Below are 20,276 nucleotides of genomic sequence, written 5' to 3' on the forward strand. Positions count from 1 at the left end.
CTGTGGACGCGGACTGCAAAGTCCGCGCTACGGCGGCTACTGCAGTTTCTCGTTTTGCTTGTGCCGGTCGGCGTCGCGCTGGGTTTTCTTTTCGAGGTTGCGCTGCAGGGCCTCGGTGAGGTTGACGCCGGTTTGGTTGGCTAGGCAAATCACCACAAACAGTACGTCGGCTAGCTCATCGGCCAATACTTTGTCGCGGTCGGAGGGTTTGAAAGACTGCTCGCCGTACTGGCGGGCAATGATGCGGGCCACCTCGCCAACCTCTTCGGTGAGCATAGCCATGTTGGTTAGCTCGTTGAAATAACGCACGCCGGTGGTCTGTATCCACTGATCAACGGTTTGTTGGGCTTCTTCGATGGTCATGGCACCTAGGGTTTAAGCGTTATTGGAACTGGGCGTGTCGAGCACAATGGTTACGGGGCCGTCGTTGAGCAAGCGCACCTTCATGTCGGCGCCGAAGCGGCCGGTGGCTACGGGGCGGCCCATTAACTGCTCGAGTTGTTGCACAAACTGCTCGTACAGCGGAATAGCAACGGGCGGCGGCGCGGCGGCAATGTAGCTCGGGCGCGTGCCCTTGCGCGCATCGGCCAGCAGCGTAAACTGGCTTACCACCAGCAAGTCGCCGCCAACATCCTGCACCGAGCGGTTCATCTTGCCTTCGTCGTCGTTGAAGATGCGGAGCTGCACCAGTTTGCGGGCCATCCAATCGAGCTCGGCGGCACCATCGGAGTGGGTGAAGCCGGCCAGCACCAGCAAGCCGGAGCCAATCTGGCCCGTGATTTCGCCGTCGACGGTAACCGAAGCTTCCGCGACGCGCTGCACAACTACGCGCATATGGAGGAGGTAAAGGCGAACAAGAGCCGCAAAGAAAGGCAGCAAATGCCCATCTTCGCCCACGTGTCGTCTCCATCCGCTACTCCGTCTTCCGCATCGGCTTACCTGCGTTGGCTGCTGCCAGCCCTGTTACTGGTGGCTGCTTTGCGGCTGTGGCACCTGCCCGCAGTAGCCCTGCCCGATTACGACTCGGTGCGTAACTGGCAGATCATCCAAGAAGTAGCGCAGCTCGATTGGCGGCACATCTTCCACCACGGCAGCCCGGGGTTCTACCTGCTTTTCGCGCCCGTTACGTGGCTTACCACCGACTACCGCGTGTACCTGGTGCTGAATGCCTTGGTGGGCGTAGCGGCCCTAGGTCTGATGACGCAGTGGATAGCCCGGGCAGCGCGCCTGCGCGGTCCCGAAACGGCGTTGCTGGTGCTGCTGGCGGGCTCGTCGGTGTTCCTGACGTTCTCGGGCCGCGACTTCACCATGAGCTCCCTTAGCTTGCTGGCTTTGGCTGGCCTGATGCGGGCACATTGGCGGCGCCTGCAAATGCCCACTCAGCGCAATCTGCTACGCACCGCCTTGTGGTTGGCCCTGGGGCTCTCCATCAACTACAAATTCCTGCTCACCGCGCCCATTCTGCTGGTGCTCGAGCTGCTGCAAGCCGATGGGCTGTTGTGGCGCAAGGGCAACTGGTGGCGCTTGCTGCTGGTAGTGGCGCTGCCCTTTGTGGTGCTCGGGGTGCTGGCTTGGCTGATATCGGGCGTGCCGCTGTACCGTTGGCCAGCGGTGTACTTCGTCATCATGTTTCCGGCGGCGGCCAATGCGGCTGGTCGTCAAGGTACCGTGCAGGTCGATTTTGCTTACTACCTGCGCTACCTCGCCGATTTCGAGTCGCCGTTGCTGTTGCCGGCTTTAGGCATGGCGCTGGTGTGGTTTGGGGCCGATTTGCGCCAACGGCCAACCACCATTGGTGCGTATTTGCTGGTGTGGGCCGCCTGCACCTTGGCGGGTATGTCGTTGCTGATAAAGGCGCCGCGGGGCTTGTTGTTTGGCTACATCCCGATGTACGCCTTGCCCGTGCTGCTGCTGCAAAAGTGGCCGCGTGGAGTAGCGCTGGGTTTGCCGGTGCTGGCCCTAGGTTACAACGGTTGGCAGGTGCAGCGGCAGGTGCTGGCTTACGCGCCATCTAGCTACCCACAGGTGGCGGCGTGGCTCAAGCAGCAGCAGATTACACGAGTAGCTACTACCGTGGGCATAAGCTTGGCGCCTGCGGCCGCCGAGCATGGCATTGCTGTAACCGGCGCAAACAACCTAGGGCAGCTAACCGCGCTGCGCCAGAAAGGCTACCGCTACCTGCTGCTCGATGATTACTACCGCGTAGCCGGCGTGCAGCAGTTCGATTCGTTGCGCCGCGTGCCGTACGTGGCGGCTTGGCCCGAGCCCTTGCTCCGCTCGCCGCTCATCTACCTCGAGCACTCCGAGTACACCGGCCTAGGTTATCAAGCCACGCTGCAGCGCCAGCAGCAAGCCGCCCGCGATACGTTGCAATTGCGCCTGATCGACCTAGGCGCGTTGCCGCTTCCGGAGCCGCGCTAGCGCTTAATCCGGAGGCTATCGAGCCAGCGCTGATACTTGCGGGCGTTCCGCTTGTGCTCGGCGTAGGAGGCGGCAAAATCGGAGTAGCCGCTGCCGCCGGCGCGGGCGCAGAAGAACAAGTAGTCGTGTTGGGCGGGCTTCAGCACTGCATCAAGGCTTTGGCGGTTGGCCGAGGTGATGGGGCCGGGCGGCAGGCCTTTGTGCTTGTAGGTGTTGTAAGGCGAATCAACCAGTTTGTCCTTATTGAGCACGCGCTTCACGCCGAAGTTGCCGATGGCCCAGAGCAGCGTGGGGTCGGCTTGCAGGCGCATGCCGCGGCGCAGGCGGTTGAGGTACACACCGGCAATTACGGGCTTATCTTCGGGCTTGGCGGTTTCGCGCTGCACAATGCTGGCCAGCACGTGCACCTCGGCAGGGGAGAGGCGCAGCGAATCGGCCCGGCGCTGCCGCTCCGCCGACCAAAACCGCCGGTGGTGCGCCGCCATGCTGTCGAGGAACTGCCGGGCCGAGGTGTTCCAGACGAACCGGTACCGGCCCGGGATGAACAGCGTCAGCACCGTGGTGGTATCCACGCGGTACTGACGCTGCAAATTGGCCTGCCGATTCAGCAGGCGCCGCAATTGCGTTGAGTCGGCTTCGAGCTGGCGTTGCATCTGGCGGGCCAGCTGCGGCTTGTACTTGAAGGCATCGAGCACAAATTCCACGGTATCCTGCTGGCCTTGCATCAGCTTATCGAGCAGGGCGGCGTTGCCTAGGTTGCTCTCGAGCACGTAGCGGCCGGGGCGCACTTGCGCGGGGTAGCCTTTGCGCTCAGCGAGCCACGCAAAGGTGGCCGGCTCCTGCAGCAGCTCGTGGCGTTCGAGCGAGTCGAGCACATCTTGGTACGTACCGCCGGTACGGATGTAGAGGTAAGCCGGGCCAAACGGCGACGGCTCCACATTGGGGCGCCACAGCACGCGCCAGGCACCATACAGCGCAATGCCGCCCGCAATCAGCAGCACTACAAACAGTGCCCAGCCAACGCGGCGCCACAGCAAAGCAGATTTATTCTTTGGGTAAGCCAATCAAAAGAAAACTTACGCGACCTAGGGGAGAGGTTAGCGGCGTGCGTCGCCTCAATCGCGTGTACTACCATCGTCAACTAGCTCCGGCCAATGCCGGAGCTACAACCCACCTAGGGCTTACGGGCCTTGTACCAACGCCGCAATAGAGGCGGCCAGTTCGGTTTTGCGTTGTTGCTCCACAATCTTCACGGGCGGAGCGGCGCGCACTTCGCAATCCGGAATGGAACACCGCTCGCAGGTTTCGTTTACCCAACGCGTCGGGATAGACTCGTCGGCCAGGAACGCCACTTTCTGCCGCAGGTTGTCGTCGACGGGCAGGCCCACGGTTACGCTGGTGGCGTGGCCCGAGGCATCGTAGCGCGCAATGGTGATGCAGAGGTACTCGTCGGGCGTTTGCCAGTAGCGCGAGCGTTGGGCGGCCACGCGCAGGCCGGGGCTGCCCGCTTGCCGAGCCTGCTCCATCAGCCACAGGCTTACCCAGCGGCGGCAGTAGTGCTCTTGCAGCTCGTTGCCGTGCGGGTTGTGAAGGCGCGATAGATGCAGCTCTTTGGTGAGGCGGAAGCCCTGGCCGTCGGGCTCTTGGTCGAAGCGCAGGAAAAACAAGCTGCCGATGCCGAAGTGACGCGCCAGCAGGTTGGTAACGCGCTGCAGCAGCATTTCCGGCGACACCTCGTAGCGCGTGAGCAAGCCAAGGAGCAAGGCGGCATTCCAGCGCGGTGTCGAGAACAGGGCTTGCAAATCGGCCACTAGCTGGCTTTCCTCCATAATTAGGGCCACGGCGAAGTACGAAGCCCGAAAGTGATTTAGCACTTGCTCGAACGAGCCCGGCGTGGCCGACGGCACATTGGTGTACGGCCGCTCTTTCAGCCCTAGGTAGTTAAAGGCCACCTCGCGGCCCAGCACAAACATTTCCTGCGCCCGCGAAAGGCCCGGCCGCAGCAGCAGGCGCCGCGCCGCGGGCTTGTACACCGAGCGCAGCTCCTGCAGCGCGGGGTGTTCGGCTAGGGTGTGGCGGTCGATGAGGTAGTGGTACTCCTGTCCGAGCAAGTCTTCGAGCTGGTGCATATCGAACGGCGGTTCGGTACGCAGCCGGAAGCGCGCCACGCAGCTGCGCACGGCATCTTCGAGGTCGTCGAAGTAGTTGTCGTGCATTTCCTGGTAGGAGCGGAGGGCGGCCAGGTAAAAGTTCTCCTGCCGCATCTCGTAGTTGCGCGCCAGCTCCAGAATGGTGCTGATAAACGCCATTACCCGCGTGGGCGCGTCGGATATCATCTCGATCAGCCGCGCCGGATCGAGCCCGAACATGTCCAGCGGAAACTCGCGCAGCACATCCGATTGCAGCAGCTCCGAAATAGGCGCCAGGCGCTTGCCTAGGTGCAACGATACCAGCTCGTCGTAGCTCACGCCCAGCACCCGCGCAAAGGCCATAATCTTATCGGCTTTGGGGTACTTCTTGCCCTTCTCAATCTCATTCAGGTACGAGACCGACACATCAACGGCCTGCGACAATGCGGCCGGGGTAAGGCCGCGCTCTTGGCGGAGCTGCCGAAGCTTAAGACCAAAAATTAAGCGGACTACCTGAGCGTGAGTGAGCATGCAAGCGGTGGAGAGTAAGAAAACAAAGAAACGAAACCTGCGCCAGATGCTGTGAAAATCAACATAAAAGCTAATTTTTGTCATTTAGCGAAAATTCGCTTGACAAAAACAATTCGCTCACGTATGTTTGGTACAGATCTTCACGCCCACACTCCCACCAACCAAAACACTATGGAAACGCTTGATCAGCCGATCGTTGCCCCTAAGACTGATTACCTCTGCCCCGAGCGCGTGAAAGTGCTGGGCCGCTGCACGCCGGCCTATGCTGAAGTGCTCACGCCATCGGCTTTGGCTTTTGTGGCTGCCTTGCACCGCCACTTCGAGGGCCGCCGGCGCGAGCTGCTGCAGCGCCGCCAGCAGCGCCACGCCGAGTTTGCGGCTGGTCGGCTGCCCGATTTCCTGCCCGAAACCAAGCAGCTGCGCGAAAGCGACTGGCAGGTAGCCAAACTGCCCGCCGACCTGCTCGATCGGCGCGTGGAGATTACCGGCCCCACCGAGCGGAAGATGATCATCAACGCGCTGAACTCGGGAGCCAAGGTGTTTATGGCCGACTGCGAGGACTCGCTTTCGCCCACCTGGGACAACGTGGTGCAGGGCCAGATAAACCTGCGCGATGCCGTGCGTCGCACCATTTCGCTCGAAACGCCCGCCAAAACCTACAAGCTGAACGAGCGCACCGCCACGCTGCTGGTGCGCCCCCGCGGCTGGCACTTGCCCGAAAAGCACGTGCTCGTGGATGGCGAAGAAGTAAGCGGCGCACTGTTCGACTTCGGCCTGTACTTCTTCCACAACGCCCATGAGCTGATTGCCCGCGGTACCGGCCCGTACTTCTACCTGCCGAAGCTGGAAAGCCACCTGGAAGCGCGCCTCTGGAACGAGGTATTCGAGTTTGCGCAGTGGGAGCTGAAGATTCCGAAGGGCACCATCAAGGCTACCGTACTCATCGAAACGCTGCCCGCCGCCTTCGAAACCAACGAGATTTTGTGGGAGCTGCGCCAGCACTCGGCCGGCCTCAACTGCGGCCGCTGGGACTACATCTTCTCTTACATCAAAACCCTAGGTGCCCGCGCCGAGTACCGCCTGCCCGACCGCTCGCAGGTAACCATGACGGTACCCAACATGGCCGCTTACGTGCGCCTGGTTATCGATACCTGCCACCGCCGCGGGGTGCACGCCATGGGCGGCATGGCCGCGCAAATTCCCATCAAGGACAATCCCGCCGACAATGCCATTGCCCTCGACAAGGTGCACAACGACAAAGTGCGCGAGGCTACCCTAGGGCACGATGGCACCTGGGTGGCGCACCCCGCGCTGGTGCCCATTGCGCTGGAGGTGTTCGATAAGCTGATGCCCCAGCCAAACCAGATTGACAAGCCCCGCTCCGAACAGCCGCTGCCCACCGCCGCTGAGCTGCTGCAAGCCCCCGAGGGTACCATTACCGAAGGTGGCATGCGCCAGAACATTGATGTGGCCCTGCGCTACCTAGGCGCCTGGATTAGCGGCAACGGCTGCGTGCCGCTTTACAACCTGATGGAAGACGCCGCCACCGCCGAAATATCACGCGTGCAGCTGTGGCAATGGCTGCACACTTCCGGCACTGTGCTGGCCGATGGCCGCGAAGTAACCCAGGAACTGTACCGCGAACTGCTGCAGGACACCGTAGAAAAGCTGCGGCGCGAAGTAGGAGAGGACACCTACCAGGAGTACTACCGCCCTGCCGTGCACCTGCTCGACCGCTTGGTACTGGCCGATAGCTGCGCCGACTTCCTGACCCTGCCAGCCTACGAAGTGCTGGCCTAGCGTACCGTAGCGCGGGTTTCGCAGTCCGCGGCCTTGGGTGTTAACCGGCAATCCGCTGGATGATTGACTTTACTGCCCAGAGGCTGCGGATTGCAGCCCGCGCTACATCGCACGCTTCCTCTGCTCACTGCTTACCCCAAGCCGACGTTCAAAATCGTCGGGCTGGCTTTGCATTGCTTACACATTTCTCCATTCCCACATCCAAAACACCACTCGTATGAACCGCGCCGAACGCATTGCCGCCATCAACCAAGATTGGGCCACCAACCCCCGCTGGGAGGGCATCGAGCGACCCTACTCCGCCGAAGACGTTGTGAAGCTGCAAGGCTCCGTAAAAATTGAGTACTCGCTGGCCCGGCACGGGGCCGAACGCCTCTGGGAGCTGTTGCACACCGAGCCCTACGTGGCGGGCCTAGGTGCCCTCACCGGCAACCAGGCCGTGCAAGAGGTGCAGGCCGGCCTCAATGCCATTTACCTCTCGGGCTGGCAAGTAGCGGCCGATGCTAACCTGGCCGGCCACATGTACCCCGACCAAAGCCTATACCCCGTCGACTCGGTGCCGGCCGTGGTGCGCCGCATCAACAATGCCCTGCTCCGCGCCGATCAGATTCAGCACCTCGAAGGCAAAGATGGCGGCGTAGATTACCTGGTGCCCATTGTGGCCGATGCCGAAGCCGGTTTTGGCGGCAACCTGAATGCCTTTGAGCTGATGAAGATGATGATTGAAGCCGGTGCCGCAGGCGTACACTTCGAGGATCAGCTGTCGTCGGCCAAAAAGTGCGGGCACCTAGGCGGCAAGGTGCTGGTGCCCACCCAGGAGGCTGTACAAAAACTCGTAGCTGCCCGCCTTGCCGCCGATGTGCTGGGGGTGCCCACGCTCATCGTGGCCCGCACCGACGCCGACGCCGCCGATCTGCTCACCTCCGATGTCGACGAGCGCGACAAGCCCTTTGTGCTGCAAGAAGCCGAGCGCACCAGTGAAGGTTTCTACCGGGTGCGCTGCGGCGTAGAAGCCTGCATTGCCCGCGGCCTGGCTTACGCCCCGTATGCCGATATGCTCTGGATGGAAACCTCGCACCCCGACCTGGAGCAGGCACGGCAATTTGCCGAGGGTATTCATGCCAAGTACCCCGGCAAAATCCTGGCCTACAACTGCTCGCCCTCGTTCAACTGGGCCGCCAAGCTAACGGTGGAGCAGATGGAGACTTTCCGCGAAGAGCTGGCCGCTATGGGCTTCAAATTCCAGTTCATCACGCTGGCCGGCTTCCACGCGCTCAACACCAGCATGTTCGAGCTAGCCCAGGCCTACCGCGACCGAGGCATGGCCGGCTACTCCGAGCTGCAGCAGCGCGAGTTTGCCCTGCAGCAGCACGGTTTCAAAGCCGTGAAGCACCAGGCCTTCGTGGGCACCGGCTACTTCGATGCCGTGCAGAACGTGGTATCGAGCGGGCAAGCCAGCACGGCGGCGTTGGTGGGCTCCACCGAAGAGGCGCAGTTTCATCACTAAGCGGCTGGCCCTAGGTGTCCCGCCTGTCGTGTCGCTATGCCTGTCATGTCGAGCGCAAGCGAGACATCTGGGTGAACAACATTGGAGGTATCCTGCGCCAGATGTCTCGCTTCCGCTCGACATGACAGACGCGCTCGACCTGCCAGGCGCGGCGTCATGACAAGAAACAAACAGCGCCCGGCTTTGCTGCCGGGCGCTGTTTGTTTGCTGCCGACCTAGGGCGGCTTAGGCACTCACCGCATCAAAGGGCTCGGCAATAAAGTTGTAATCGAGGTTGTGGCGCTGGGTAGCGTCGCGCAGCAGCTGCTTTTGCCAGGGGCGCAGCACGCGCTCGGCCCCTTGCTCCACAATGTCGGCAACCAGCCGGTTCGAGAGCACGAGGTTGGCTACGTAGCTGTTGATGTCGTTGGCGATATGCGACTTCAGCGTCATCAGGAACTGCTCGCGGGCATCGGCGCGGGCGGCCCGGTCGCCGTTGAGGCGGCGGCGGAACGGGTAGCGGCGCTGCTCGTTGGCCAGGGGCGGATCGGGCACGGCCACAAACTTATCCGGCGACATAGCCGCCAGCTGGCCCAGGTACGGCTCGCGCTTCAGCTCGGGGTGCAGGCCACGGGCCGAGCGCCAGTCGTTGGTGCTGCGCGGGGTGTCGCGCACCAGCTCCGAGAGCCGGTCGTTCGAAAACACCATGTAAGGCGGGCGGTCCAGCTCCTTGGCTACGTGGTCGCGCAGCAGGTACAAATCGCGGAACAGGGGCAGCTCGTGCGGCTGAATGCGGTATTTGCCGGCAATGCGCAGGTAGGGGCGTTCGTCGCGGGTGTAGCGCACGTCTTCGAGCGAGGCATTTTCCTCGGCGGCCCAGTGCGTGCGGCCCAGCACGGCCAGTTTATCGGCCAGGCGGTCGGCCAGCTCCAGCAGGTACAGCACGTCGTTGGCGGCGTACTGCTTCTGGGCCTCGGTGAGGGGGCGCTTCAGCCAGTTCGACTTTTGTTCGCCCTTGTCCACCTCAATGCCCAGCTCGCTTTGGATCAGCCGACCTAGGGCAATGTTGTTATCCGACTCGGCCAGCAACGTGTGCAGCACGCTGGTATCGGTAATGCGGCGCACGCGCACGCCGTACAGCTCATCGAGCAACAGAATGTCGGATTTGCAGCTGTGGAACACTTTTTCCACGTTGGCGTCGCCGAAAATATCCCACAGGGGCTGCAGCTCGGCGGCGGCATCGGCCAGCGGAATCGGGTCGATGAGGTAAGCCCTGGCTCCGTCGAAAAGTTGAATTAAGGCAAGGTTCCGGCCGTAATGATGGCGCATGTCGTCGAACTCCAGATCGACGGCAATGCGCGGTTGATTACGCAGCCAGTCGGCAGCTTGCCGAATGGCGTCGGGCGTAGTGAGGTATTGTATTTCAGCCATTAAATCACAAGTAGGCCACAAGGTAGAAACCTTCCGCGAAGGTAGTAGCGCGGCCGCTTTGTACAGGGTAAAGGTAGGCAGGCCAAACGAGCTTCGCCAGCGCTGCACCTGGGCGCTCGGCCCGGCCGGGCGCCAAACGGCTGCACCAGGGCGGTAAGTTGGGGCTGTCGGTCACCACGAAACCCAACGCGACCTAGGGCAGTAAAGACCATACTGTTCAGGTTACGGGTGCGCGGTTAAGGCTTCGAAGCCCTGCTGCAGTACAACCAGCCACTGCTTGGGTACGCACGAAGTTAGCATTAGCCTTTGGTTAGTAACATCGCAAGAATTATTAGGGGCAAATTTGCCAGGTAGTGCTATTGTGTTGCACGATAGTTATATTAGTTGCAAGCCAAGACGTAGTTTACCGGTCGGCAATAGCGTGCTTTTCTCAGCTTTTTTTCTTCTTTTGGCCCCACAAGCTCGACAGGAAATCTTCCTAGGTTCCACAGATAGTTTCCGGCCTGGGCACCCGCCGCGCTGCCTGCCATCGGGGTGGCGTTGTTGCAGAGGCAGTTTCCACCGCTTAGCAGTACGCATGGCTTAATTTTTTCCGCTTTTTCACTCACCAAACCGGCCGCAAGGCCACCCATTATGGATCATAAACTTCTACTCTCGCTGGCCCTTATGGGCCCGGCGGCAGTGGTAGCCCAGGCCCAGACGCGCACCGTGAGCGGGCGCGTTACGGCCGTAGCCGATGGCACCGGGTTGCCAGGCGCTACGGTGTTGGAGCGCGGCACCACCAACGGTACCAGCACCGATGCCGACGGCAACTTCCGCCTTACGGTGCAGCCCGGTGCCACCCTCGTAATTAGTTCGGTGGGCTTCACCACGCAAACCATTCCGGTGGGCGACCAGTCCAGCCTCAACGTGCGGATGGCCACCAACGAGCAGCTGCTCAACGAAACCATTGTGGTGGGCTACGGCACGCAGGCCAAGCGCGAGCTAACCGGTGCCGTTACCCAAGTGGGCTCGCGCGAGGTAGAGAACGTACCCGTGGTCAGCTTCGAGCAGGCCATTCAGGGGCGTACGCCGGGCGTGCAAATCAACCAGGGCACGGGCAAGCTGGGGGCCGGGGTGCAAATCCGGGTGCGCGGCGCGGCCTCGGTATCGGGCTCCAACGAGCCGCTGTACGTGATTGACGGCATTCCGGTAACCTCGCAGGACGTGGGCGCGGCCAACGACGAGCCCATCAACCCGCTGGCCGACCTGAACCCGAACGACATCGAGTCGATTACCATTCTGAAAGACGCTGCTGCCTCGGCCATTTACGGTGCGCGTGCCTCCAACGGCGTAATTCTGGTAACCACCAAAAAGGGCCGCCAGGGCGCTACCCGCGTAAACGTGGGCGCCTACTACGGCCGCTCCGAGCCTACCCGCCTGCGCGAGTTTCTGAACGCGGCCGAGTACAAAGAGCTGTTCGGCGAAGCCATTACCAACGCCGGCCTGATCGGGCCGGGCGGCTACGCCGACTTGGCGGAGGCCTTTGAGGGCGAAGCCGGCCTCGACTTCAACTCTACGTCTGACACCGACTGGAACCGCGCCGCTTTCCGGACGGGCAGCGTGCAGCAGTACGATGCCAACGTAACCGGCGGCGATGCCAAAACGCGCTTCTACCTCAGCGGCACCTTCAACGACCAAACCGGCATCATTGTGGGCAACCGCTACCGCCGCGGTTCGTTGCGCGCCAACATCGACCACAACATCACCGAGAAGCTGAAAGTCGGCTTCAACATTTCGGCTACGCGCTCCGTGAACGACCGCGTGCCCGACGACAACGCCTTCTCGAACCCGGTGCAGCTGAACGCGTTGCCCCCGATTCAGCCCAAAGAAGACCCCAACGACCCCACCGGCCTCAACCGCAACACGCTGTACTACAACGCGCTGGTTGATGTAACCAACGCCAGCAACCGCGCCGGTACGTACCGCTCGTTCAGCAACCTGTCGTTGTCGTACCAGCCCATTCAGGGCCTTACGCTGCGCTCGGAGCTGGGAGCCGACTTCCTGAACCTGAACGAGAACCTTTACCGCGGCCGCTACACCCTCGATGGCGCGCCCACCGGCTACGGGTATTCCAACCAGGTGCAGTCGATCAACTACACCACCAACCAAACCGCTACCTACCTCAAAACCCTAGGTACCGACCACACCTTCGAGGGGCTGGTGGGCTTCTCGTTCCAGCGCTACAACCAGCAGGCTACGGCCGCTGAGGGCCGCGGTTTCCCGAACGACCAGTTCCGCCGCATCGCGTCGGCCTCGCGCATTATTTCGGGCAGCTCGTCGCAAACGGACTACTCGTTTATCTCGTACCTGGCGCGCGTCAACTACACCTTCCGCAACAAGCTGCTGCTCTCGGTTAGCGCCCGCGCCGACGGCTCGTCGCGCTTCCCCGAAGACCGTAAGTACGGCGTATTCCCGGCCGGTTCGGTGGGCTACGTGATTACGGAAGAGGACTTCCTGCGCGACAACTCGGTGCTGAGCCTGCTGAAAATTCGGGCGTCGTACGGGGTAACGGGCAACGCCGAAATCGGCAACTTCAGCTACCAGCGCCTGTTTAGCACCCTGGCCTACGCCGACCAGGCCGGTATTGTGCTGGGTACCAACGTGGGCAACAGCCGCCTCTCCTGGGAAACCACCAACCAGGCCAACGTAGGCCTCGAATACGGCTTGCTCAACAACCGCATCAGCGGTGAGATTGACGTGTACGAGAAGCGCACGGGCGTAGTAACCGGCGGCGGCGCACTGCTGAACCTGCAGTTGCCCTATACCGGCGGCTACCCCATCGTGACGAAGAACCTAGGCGAAATCCGCAACCGCGGCATCGAGCTGAACCTGAACACGCGCAACCTGGAGGGCGAGTTTAAGTGGAGCACCAACTTCAACATCACCTTCAACCGCAATAAGGTGATTGACCTCGACGGGCAGGAAATCTTCGGGGGTGGGCGCAACGTGGGCCGCATCCGCGAGGGCGAGCCGATTGGCGTGTTCTGGGGCAAGAAGTACGCCGGCGTAGACCCCGCCACCGGCAACGCGCTGTACTTTACTGCCGATGGCGGCACCACCGCCCGCTACGCCGATGCCGTGGACCAGAAGCTGGGCGACCCGAACCCGAACTTTACGGGCGGCCTCACCAACACCTTCTCCTTCAAAGGCTTCGAGCTGTCGATTCTGAACCAGTTTACCCAGGGCAACGACATCTACAACGTGGCGGGCCTGTTTCAGTCGGTAAACGGCGACTTCTTCGACAACCAGACGCGCGACCAGTTGCGCCGCTGGCGCCAGCCCGGCGACGTAACCGACGTGCCCCGCGCCGAGCTGTACGCCGCCAACGGCGCCCAGCCCTCCTCGCGCTGGGTTGAGGATGGCTCGTTCTTCCGCTTCAAAAACGTAACGCTGGGCTACAACCTGCCCAAGTCGCTGATTGAGCGCGCCAAGCTGCAGTCGGCCCGCATCTACGTTACCGGCCAGAACATCATCACCCTCACCGACTACACCGGCTACGACCCTGAGGTGAATACCACCGGCCTGGGCAATACCAACGTGCTGCTCGGCCACGACTTTTACACGCCGCCGCTGGCACGCACCGTGCTGGTAGGCGTAAACCTGGGCTTCTAACCGACTGATGACCGTGAATACTTTTTCTTCTCACGTAATGCGGCGAGCCGCCGCGGCGGGCCTGCTGCTAACGCTGGGGCTCGGCACCGGCTGCCAAGACCAACTGGACCTGCAGCCGCAGCAATCTGTGGACGCCGAACAGGCCCTGAGCACGCCCGAGGGCGTGGATGCGGCCGTGGTAGGGGGCTACGCCCGCCTAGGCCGCCCGCAGCTGTACGGCACCAACTACCTGCTGGTGCCCGAGCTGTTGGCCTCCAACAACTACATCAACTGGCTGGGCACGTTCCAGAGCTACCGCGAGCTGGCCCAGAAGACGAACCTGACGAGCTTCAACGTAGAAGCCGACCGCACCTTCGACCACTCGTACCGCACCATCAACCACACCAACCTCATCATCGATGCGCTGCCGGTGGTAACCAACCAGGCGAACCGCCAGCGCTACGAAGGCGAGGCGCGTATGATGCGCGCCATGGTGTACTTTGAGCTGGTGCGCCTGTACGGGCTGCCGTACCGGGCCGGCCAAACCAACAGCCAGCCGGGCGTGCCCATCAACCTCACGCCCAACAAAACCGAGGAACAGGCAGCCCGCCGTCTGCCGCGCGCTACCGTGGAGGAGGTGTACCAGCAGGTGGTAACCGATTTGCAAGCCGCCATTCAGCTGCTGCCCACCAACAACGGCAACCGCCTCGACCGCTTCGATGCGCAGGCGTTCCTCTCGCGGGTGCGCCTGCAGCAGGGCCGCTACGCCGAAGCCCTGGCCCTGGCCAACGACGTAATCAACAACAGCGGCGCCAGCCTCAATCCCTCGGTGCTGTCGGCCTTTACCAACCGCAACACCCGCGAGTCGCTGTTTGAGATTCAGCAGAACGACCAGAACAACGCCGGTGCCGTGAACGACGGCTTGGCCACGTTCTACACCAGCCGGGCTTCGGGCTTCAACGGCCGCGGCGACGTGCAGATTGTCGCTGCGTTTGCCAGCCAGTACGGCCCCGGCGACCAGCGCGGTTCCGGCCCCATTCTGGGCTCGTTGATTTACACGGGCGACGGCCCCCGTGCCGGCCGCCTGCGCAACTTTAAGTACAACGACCCCGGCCAGAACATTCCGCTGATCCGACTGGCCGAAATGTACCTGACGCGTGCCGAGTGCAACGTGCGCCTGGGCTCGTCGGTGGGCGATACGCCCCTGAACGACGTGAACCGCATCCGCCGCCGCGCCGGCGCCGCGGCCCTCACTGCCGTAACGCTCGACGACGTGCTGAAGGAGCGCGAACTGGAACTGGCCTTCGAGGGTTTCCGCCTGCACGATTACAAGCGTACGCAGCGCAACATCACGTCGGTATACACCTTCGATAGCCCGCGCCTGGTGCTGCCCATTCCGCAGCGCGAAATCAACCTAGGCAGCTCCTTGCCGCAAAACCCCGGCTACTAAGCCCGGCCCTAGGTGCTTCAAATAAAAAGCCACCCCGGCAGCTGCCGGGGTGGCTTTTTTTATGCGGTGCGCGGGCGGTGGTTATTCGTCCTCGTCTTCGTCCTGCTCAGCCTGTTGGTCGAAATCCAGCTCCGAAACCAGCTCGAACGCCTCTTCCAGTACCTGATCCATGGCCGGGATGGAATCGGCGTCGAGCGTGCGCTCGAACAGGTTGAGCAGTTGGCTGCCTTCCTCGTTCACGTACAAATCGGTGTACAGGCGCTCGAATCGGTGCGCTTCTTTGGTGATGACAGCGTCGATTTGCTGCGTGGAGCGGGCCTCCAGGGCTTTGTGCAACACCTGCATTACCTGCCGGCTTTCGTCGTGGTCGCCTAGGTCGGCCAGGGCCTTCATCAGGCTCATGGCCACCAACAGCCGCACGCGCTCGAAGCGGAAGCCCTGCTCGGCCGGAGCCGCTTGCTGCAGCGTTTGGTAGGCTTTCACGTCGTCGGGCTGCAGGTAAAGGGGGCCTTCCTGGCGGAAGGCGGCATGAAGGAGCTGCTGGAAGGTAGTGGCAGGCATGGGCACGAAGTAAGTAACCGGGGTAGGGTGCAAAGGAACGGATTTGGGCCCAGCTAACGCGCGGCCGTTGTCTTGCCGTATTACGTACGAGTAAACCGGCAGCCCACGGTCGGGTTGTTGTTGCTCACCTAATTGCTCGACGAAACATGACGCATAAAACCAAGTGGCTGGTATTTGCCCCAAGCGGGCTGGTGGTGGTAGGCTTCGGCATTTGCCTGATTCAGTGGGCCACCAAGCGCATGCAGGACGGCGCCGCCACCAAAGACTGGGTATTGGCGGGCACGGCTGCCCTGGGGGTATTCAACGCCGGGCTTAGCCTTTTTGGCCGGGGAGTGGCCGAGAGCGTGCTGTATCAGCTGAAAGAAAAGCCGCGCGATGAAGCCAGCCGGCCCAAACCGCCGCAGGACTAACGCCACCTGCTGCCCCCAAAAGCAGAAAGCCGCAGTCAAAGACTGCGGCCTTGCCTACGTGCCAGGTAGTTTCTCACCAATACCCTTTTGCTGGCACCTTTGCTTTCTAGTAGCCGCCCGACCCTCACCACAAAAGCCGGACGACGATTCAAAAGTAGAGCTGGCAAAAGGGAACGGCGGCCATACTTGCTGAATGGCAATCAGCGCTGTGCGAACTGCCCCCTCGGGCCGGTGAACACGCGTAGTAGTGCTGTACTGCAAGCCGTTGCTGAGGTAGGCGCACCTAGGGAACAGCATTGCTCGGCAGATTTGAAAAAAATAGTTGCAGATTTAAGACGAGCTGTGTTAAGTTTGCACCCCGTTTCAGCACTGCCTGTACAGGCAAGCAATACCGGGAACCGATTCTGTAGCTCAGCTGGTAGAGCAATACACTTTTAATGTATGGGTCCTGGGTTCGAATCCCAGCGGAATCACTTCAAAGCCTCGCACTTCTGCGGGGCTTTTTTGTTGTTGCAGGTGTCAGCAGCTGCGTGGCCTGCCAACGCATGGGCTCCGGCACCAGCAGGCCTAAAACCGATGGGGGCAGCTGCTGCGTAAGCATTGCAACATCACCTTCTGCACCATGCACATTCGTACGGCTTTATTGCTGCTGCTCGTAGCGGGTTGGTTTTCGGCGGCCCACGCCCAAACCAAGCCTACAGGCGCAAAGCCCCAAAAACCCGCTGCGGCCAGGCCGGCTGCCCCGCGCAACCCGTATTACTCGCGCACCGATACCACGCGCCTGCGGCTAACCGATGCGCAGTGGCAAAAAGTGTTGTCGCCGGACGTTTACCGCGTGGCCCGCGGCAAATACACCGAGCGCGCCTTTACGGGCAAGTACTGGAACGCCAACAGCCGCGGCACCTACTACTGCGCGGCGTGCGGCAACGCCCTGTTCCGGTCCGATGCCAAGTTTGCCAGCGACTGCGGCTGGCCCAGCTTCTTTGAGCCCATGCGGGCCAAATCGGTGAAATACCTGCCCGATAACTCGCACGGCATGGAGCGCATAGAGGTGGTGTGCGGCCGCTGCGACTCGCACCTGGGGCACATTTTCGACGACGGGCCCGCGCCTACCTACAAGCGCTTCTGCATGAACTCCATCGTGCTCGACTTTGTGCCGGGCAGCGGGGCCAGCTTCGGGCTGCGGTAAGGCTGCTCCAAGCTTCAATAACACATTCAACGGCGGTTGGCCTCGTGGGTCTGCCGCCGTTGTTCGTTTTGCTGCAGGTCGTTTAGCTCGATGTTGAGGGCATCCACGGAAATCTGGATTTCCCACAACGACAACGCCAACGATACCAGTAAGGCCAGCAGGCTGGCGCCGAACACAATTTTGCCTAGGTCGGCAAAGCCCGCGTACAGCAGAAACATGCACAGCACGCAGCCAAACATACTGGCAATGCCCACGGCCTGCATGTTGCGCACCAGCCCCAGGCGCCGCCGCAGGTTCCGGATTTGCCGCATGTAATGCTCGCTGTGGGTTTCGGCGTACTGCGCCTTGAGCGTGCGCACGAGGTTGGCCAGGGCCAGAAAGCGGTTGGTAAACGCCAGCAACAGCAGCGACAACGCCGGGAAGAGCAGGGTAGGGGTGGTAAGCGAAATATCCATAAGCAAAGCCGGGGCTTGCCGGCTCCCGCGGCCGCTAAGCTACCCAGGGCGGGTGGTATAACCACTTCGGCTACCTTGTAGCGTACATTCGTTGCGAGGCCCCCGCAGGCCCTCGCTTCTCCCCACGTTTTCCGACCTAGGCACAACGATGACTCTACCGTTTACCCGCGTGTTGCGCGCCGGGCTGCTGGCCCTGAGTGTGGCAACTGCTGCCCCCAGCTTTGCGCAACAAGCGTTGCAGTCGCCCGAGCAGTTTTTGGGCTACAAGCTGGGCAGCCGCTTTACCTACCACGCCGATGTACTGCGCTACGCCGATTACCTGGCGCAGCAACACGCCGACCGCATGCGTGTGGTACCGTACGGCCGCACCTACGAAGGCCGCCCACTCGAGGTGGTGCAAATTGCTAGTCCGCGCAACTTGCAGCGCCTCGACGACATCCGGCGCAGCAACTTGCGCCGCGCTGGGCTCGAAAGCGGCACGCCCAGCCTCGATCAGCCGGCCATTGTGTGGCTGAGCTACAACGTGCACGGCAACGAGGCCGTGTCGAGCGAGGCCGTGCTGCAAGTGCTCTACGACTTTGCCAACCCGCAAAACAAAGAGGCGCAAGCCCTGCTTGAGCGCGTGGTGCTGCTCATCGACCCGTGCGTGAACCCCGACGGGCGCGAGCGGTACGCGCAGTGGTACGGCCGCGTGGCGGGTGCACCTGCCAACGCCTCGCCGCTGAGCTGGGAGCACCGCGAGCCGTGGCCCGGCGGCCGCTTCAACCACTACATGTTCGATCTGAACCGCGACTGGGCCTGGCAAACCCAGCGCGAAAGCCAGCAGCGCATAGCCCTCTACAACCAATGGCTGCCGCAGGTGCACGCCGATTTTCACGAGATGAGCGCCGAAGCGCCGTATTATTTCTCGCCGGCGGCCAAGCCCTTCCACGAGGATATTACGCCCTACCAGCGTAAGTTTCAGAACGTCATCGGCGACTACAACCGGCAGGTGTTCGATAAAAACGGCTGGCTATATTTCAGCCGCGAAACCTACGACCTGTTTGCCCCCAGCTACGGCGACACCTGGCCCTCGTTCAACGGCGCCATTGGCATGACGTACGAGCAGGGCGGTAGTGGCCGCGCCGGGGTGCGCTACATCAAAAGCGACGGCGACACGCTTACGTTGGCCGACCGCATTGCCCACCACCACGCCGCTAGCTGGGCCACCATCAGGGCTGCTGCCGACCACCAGCAGGAAATGCTTAAGGAGTTCGACAAGTACTACCAGGATGCGCGCCAGCGGCCCCGCGGCCGCTACAAAAGCTACGTGGTAAGCGGCTCGCCCGAACGCCTGGCGCCGTTGGTCGACTACCTCCAGCGCCAGCAAATACAGTTTGGCTACCTGGGCGAGCGGCGCAAAACGCAGGCCTACAACTACAGCAACGGCAAGCGCGAAGGCGTAACGCTGCAGCCCACCGATGTGGTGATAAGCATGTACCAGCCTAAATCGACGTTGGTGAAGGTGCTGTTCGAGCCCCAGGCCGCACTGGAGGACTCGCTGACCTACGATATCACGGCGTGGTCGTTGCCGTATGCCTACGGGCTGCAGGGCTACGCCCTTACCTCCAACCTAAAAGCCGGCGGCAAAGCGCCAGCTGCGGCAACTAAGCCCAACAGTACGCTGCCCGCCGCCGATGGCACCACCTACGCCTACATTGCCCGCTGGAACTCGCTACGCGATGCCCGGCTGCTCTCCACGCTGCTGCAGCGCCAGGTACGCGTGCGCGTGGCTTACCAGCCCTTCGAGGCCGGTGGGCAGAAGTTTCAGGCCGGGACGCTCATCATCAACCGCGGCAACAACCAGGGCCTGGGCAACCGCTTCGATGCGGTGGTGCGCAGCCTGGCCGACTCGGTAGGAGCCGAACTGACGGCCGTGAAAACCGGCTTTGCCAGCGAAGGCAGCGACCTAGGCTCGAGCAATGTGCACGGGGTAGGCAGGCCCAGCGTGGCCCTGATGGCCGGCCCCGGCACCGATGCTACGGCGTTTGGCGAAGTGTGGCACTTTTTCGAGCAGCAGCTGGGCTACCCGGTATCCGTAATCGGCACCGATTATTTTGCCTCGGTGCCGCTAAACAAGTTTGACGTGCTGGTGCTGCCCGATGGCAACTACGCCGACGTGCTGAACGAGCGGCAGCTCGAGAACCTGAAAAGCTGGGTGCGCAGTGGTGGCCGCCTCATAGCCCTGGAAGGTGCCATGAGCTACCTGGCCGGCAAAAAGGATTTCGCGCTGAAAACCAAGCCCGCCGACTCCAGCCAGACCAACAGTAAAAAAGGCGCCGCGCCCAACCCGTACCGCCAGCTGCGCCGCTACGGCACCTCGGAGCGCGAGTCGTTGCAGGAGCAAGTGCAGGGCAGCGTGTACCGCGTGGAGCTCGATAATACCCATCCGCTGGCTTTTGGCTACCCCAGCAGCTACTTCGCGCTGGTGCGCAGCCCCCTCAACTACCAGTTTTTGGGCGAAGGCAGCTGGAACGTGGGTGTACTGAAAAAAGGCCAGGCCGCCGCTGGCTTCACGGGCAGCCAGGTGCGCGCCAAGCTCAACGATACAGTGGTGTTGGGCGTGCAGGAAATGGGCCGCGGCCAGGTAATATACCTCGGCGACAACCCGCTGTTCCGGGGCTTCTGGCAGGCCGGCAAACTGCTCTTCACCAATGCCGTGTTTATGGTAGGCCAGTAGGCACCTAGGGCCACCAGCAAAAAGCCCCGCCGGACTGCTCCGGCGGGGCTTTTTATTGCTT

General features: G+C 62.0%; 15 protein-coding genes and 1 tRNA gene. 9 read left to right on the forward strand and 7 right to left on the reverse strand.

Features of this window, described 5'->3' with window-relative positions; all coding sequences use genetic code 11:
- Window positions 1–36 precede the first annotated feature (36 nt).
- Together OIS50_RS00240 and dtd are read right to left on the reverse strand one after the other, a co-directional pair.
- Window positions 37–363, reverse strand: coding sequence for a nucleotide pyrophosphohydrolase (locus OIS50_RS00240; RefSeq protein WP_264692335.1), 327 nt, complete (start codon window positions 361–363; stop codon window positions 37–39).
- 12 nt (window positions 364–375) lie between these two features.
- On the reverse strand, window positions 376–834 hold the full coding sequence (gene dtd / locus OIS50_RS00245) for a D-aminoacyl-tRNA deacylase (protein WP_264692336.1): 459 nt from the start codon (window positions 832–834) through the stop codon (window positions 376–378).
- A gap of 63 nt (window positions 835–897) precedes the next feature.
- On the opposite strand from dtd, the gene OIS50_RS00250 reads away from it, so the two are divergent.
- Window positions 898–2,421, forward strand: coding sequence for a hypothetical protein (locus tag OIS50_RS00250; RefSeq protein ID WP_264692337.1), 1,524 nt, complete (start codon window positions 898–900; stop codon window positions 2,419–2,421).
- Here OIS50_RS00250 and mltG read toward each other — a convergent pair.
- Window positions 2,418–3,458, reverse strand: coding sequence for an endolytic transglycosylase MltG (gene mltG, locus OIS50_RS00255; protein WP_264692338.1), 1,041 nt, complete (start codon window positions 3,456–3,458; stop codon window positions 2,418–2,420). The genes OIS50_RS00250 and mltG overlap by 4 nt on opposite strands.
- Window positions 3,459–3,602: 144 nt before the next feature.
- Window positions 3,603–5,081: a helix-turn-helix domain-containing protein gene (locus tag OIS50_RS00260; RefSeq protein ID WP_264692339.1), complete on the reverse strand. Its 1,479-nt coding sequence runs from the start codon at window positions 5,079–5,081 to the stop codon at window positions 3,603–3,605.
- Window positions 5,082–5,252: 171 nt separating this feature from the next.
- Here OIS50_RS00260 and aceB point away from each other — a divergent pair, with 171 nt between their 5' ends.
- Together aceB and aceA are read left to right on the forward strand one after the other, a co-directional pair.
- The gene (gene aceB, locus OIS50_RS00265; protein ID WP_264692340.1) at window positions 5,253–6,881 is read left to right on the forward strand and encodes a malate synthase A; all 1,629 of its coding nucleotides are present in this window, start codon (window positions 5,253–5,255) and stop codon (window positions 6,879–6,881) included.
- Window positions 6,882–7,098: 217 nt separating this feature from the next.
- A complete protein-coding gene (gene aceA / locus OIS50_RS00270) occupies window positions 7,099–8,388 on the forward strand; it encodes an isocitrate lyase (RefSeq protein ID WP_264692341.1) in 1,290 nt (429 codons plus the stop codon).
- Window positions 8,389–8,613: 225 nt separating this feature from the next.
- Here aceA and OIS50_RS00275 read toward each other — a convergent pair whose 3' ends face one another.
- Entirely contained in the window at window positions 8,614–9,798 is a 1,185-nt protein-coding gene (locus tag OIS50_RS00275) for a ribonuclease D (RefSeq protein ID WP_264692342.1), read from the reverse strand.
- A 633-nt stretch (window positions 9,799–10,431) separates the two neighbouring features.
- Between OIS50_RS00275 and OIS50_RS00280 the strand changes: the two genes are divergently transcribed.
- Window positions 10,432–13,452 carry a SusC/RagA family TonB-linked outer membrane protein gene (locus tag OIS50_RS00280; RefSeq protein WP_264692343.1) on the forward strand — a complete coding sequence of 1,007 codons (3,021 nt, stop codon included), beginning with the start codon at window positions 10,432–10,434 and terminating at the stop codon, window positions 13,450–13,452.
- 37 nt (window positions 13,453–13,489) lie between these two features.
- Window positions 13,490–14,881 (forward strand): RagB/SusD family nutrient uptake outer membrane protein, encoded by a 1,392-nt coding sequence (locus OIS50_RS00285; RefSeq protein WP_264692344.1) that lies wholly within the window; start codon window positions 13,490–13,492, stop codon window positions 14,879–14,881.
- Window positions 14,882–14,962: 81 nt separating this feature from the next.
- Here OIS50_RS00285 and OIS50_RS00290 read toward each other — a convergent pair whose 3' ends face one another.
- Window positions 14,963–15,442: a hypothetical protein gene (locus tag OIS50_RS00290; protein ID WP_264692345.1), complete on the reverse strand. Its 480-nt coding sequence runs from the start codon at window positions 15,440–15,442 to the stop codon at window positions 14,963–14,965.
- Window positions 15,443–15,588: 146 nt separating this feature from the next.
- Here OIS50_RS00290 and OIS50_RS00295 point away from each other — a divergent pair, with 146 nt between their 5' ends.
- The 3 genes from OIS50_RS00295 to msrB all read left to right on the forward strand — a co-directional run bounded on the left by OIS50_RS00295 (window position 15,589) and on the right by msrB (window position 17,041).
- Window positions 15,589–15,852 carry a hypothetical protein gene (locus tag OIS50_RS00295; protein ID WP_264692346.1) on the forward strand — a complete coding sequence of 88 codons (264 nt, stop codon included), beginning with the start codon at window positions 15,589–15,591 and terminating at the stop codon, window positions 15,850–15,852.
- A gap of 400 nt (window positions 15,853–16,252) precedes the next feature.
- A tRNA-Lys gene (locus tag OIS50_RS00300) sits at window positions 16,253–16,325 on the forward strand.
- Window positions 16,326–16,474: 149 nt separating this feature from the next.
- Window positions 16,475–17,041: a peptide-methionine (R)-S-oxide reductase MsrB gene (gene msrB, locus OIS50_RS00305; protein ID WP_264692347.1), complete on the forward strand. Its 567-nt coding sequence runs from the start codon at window positions 16,475–16,477 to the stop codon at window positions 17,039–17,041.
- Window positions 17,042–17,067: 26 nt separating this feature from the next.
- Here the strand turns inward: msrB and OIS50_RS00310 are convergent, their stop codons facing one another.
- Complete coding sequence (locus tag OIS50_RS00310) at window positions 17,068–17,496, reverse strand: DUF2721 domain-containing protein (RefSeq protein ID WP_264692348.1); 429 nt, start codon at window positions 17,494–17,496, stop codon at window positions 17,068–17,070.
- A gap of 148 nt (window positions 17,497–17,644) precedes the next feature.
- On the opposite strand from OIS50_RS00310, the gene OIS50_RS00315 reads away from it, so the two are divergent.
- Entirely contained in the window at window positions 17,645–20,215 is a 2,571-nt protein-coding gene (locus OIS50_RS00315; protein WP_264692349.1) for a M14 family metallopeptidase, read from the forward strand.
- Window positions 20,216–20,276 lie beyond the last annotated feature (61 nt).

Origin of the sequence: Hymenobacter sp. YIM 151858-1 (genome assembly GCF_025979705.1) — a bacterium.
Lineage (GTDB): Bacteria > Bacteroidota > Bacteroidia > Cytophagales > Hymenobacteraceae > Solirubrum.